Raw genomic sequence first — 1,104 nt, 5'->3', positions numbered from 1 at the left:
TGGGGTGGCGTCGCCTACGGCGTATAACGCGTACTTTAATGAAGAGCTACCGCAATTAATGACAAGTACGTGTTTTGAGCTCATAGTTTTCTTCCGTGTGTGATTAAGCTGCGGTTGCCTCTAGTGCTATTGCAGAGCATTCATAATAAATGTCGTTAAAGGTTTGCCCATCTAAGCCCAGTTCGCCGAGAGCCTTCCAGTCTATTTGTTCAAGTAAACCTTGTTCGAAAAGCAGTGTAGATTGCAATATTAAACCTTGCACGCCTTTACGTTCCATCAGTGCAGAGCGCATTGAGTCTTTAATTGGAATACTTTCAATAACTTGATCGATAGGTTGGTCAAAAAACGCGTCTAAACAACTGAGCAGACCAGTTGTATAGAATTCATTCTGTAAATCTGAACTTACAAAGTCCGCGAGTTTTTCACAGGTCATTGCACGAACAATGGCGATGTATTGTAGTGCATCAGGCTTGTTATCAAGTTTGCTCAACGCAAGCAGTGTTGCCCAACTTTTAATGCGCTTTAAACCAAGTAAGGCGACAGCTGATTTAATTGAGTCAATTTCTTTCGTGCGTCGATAAGCGGCTGAATTAATCAATTTCAGTAACTTAAAACTGATAATGGGGTCTTGGCTTATAATATCGCTGACGTGGTTTATGTCTATATTGGGGTCTTGGAGTTCAGCGATTAGCCCAAGTACCGATATTTGGTTGGTGTTTAATTTTTTACCCTTAACCAATTCAGGCTTAGCAAGAAAATAACCCTGAAACAACTCAAAGCCTAAATCGGAACAAAGTTGAAACTCTTCGTGAGTTTCAACTTTTTCGGCAAGCAAAGTGACGTCGAAGTCCTTTAGATAGTCGACTGATTGTCGCAACTCATCTTCACTCAAACTAGGTAGATCGATTTTCACGATATCGATATAAGGAAGCAGAGGTTTGTAGTGAGGTGCTTTTACTACGTCGTCCAGCGCAATCGTATAACCGACTTTCTTAAGCGCAATGACGCGCTTTATGAAGCTTGGAGTAATTTTAACGTGCTCAAGGATTTCGATGACCACCATGTGAGGATCAAAGATGGGCTTTTCCATTAACAGTTCGCCTG

At 41.5% G+C, this 1,104-nt stretch carries 1 protein-coding gene; it reads right to left on the bottom strand.

Features of this window, described 5'->3' with window-relative positions; translation table 11 throughout:
- Positions 1–103 precede the first annotated feature (103 nt).
- Positions 104–1,104: EAL and HDOD domain-containing protein (locus A3739_RS16530; protein ID WP_082878455.1), on the bottom strand; the 1,001-nt coding region annotated here is incomplete at its 5' end.

The sequence above is a fragment of the Oleiphilus sp. HI0067 genome (genome assembly GCF_001635735.1).
Note: the sequence above shows the minus strand (reverse complement) of the source record. Positions and strands in the feature narration are given on the sequence as shown.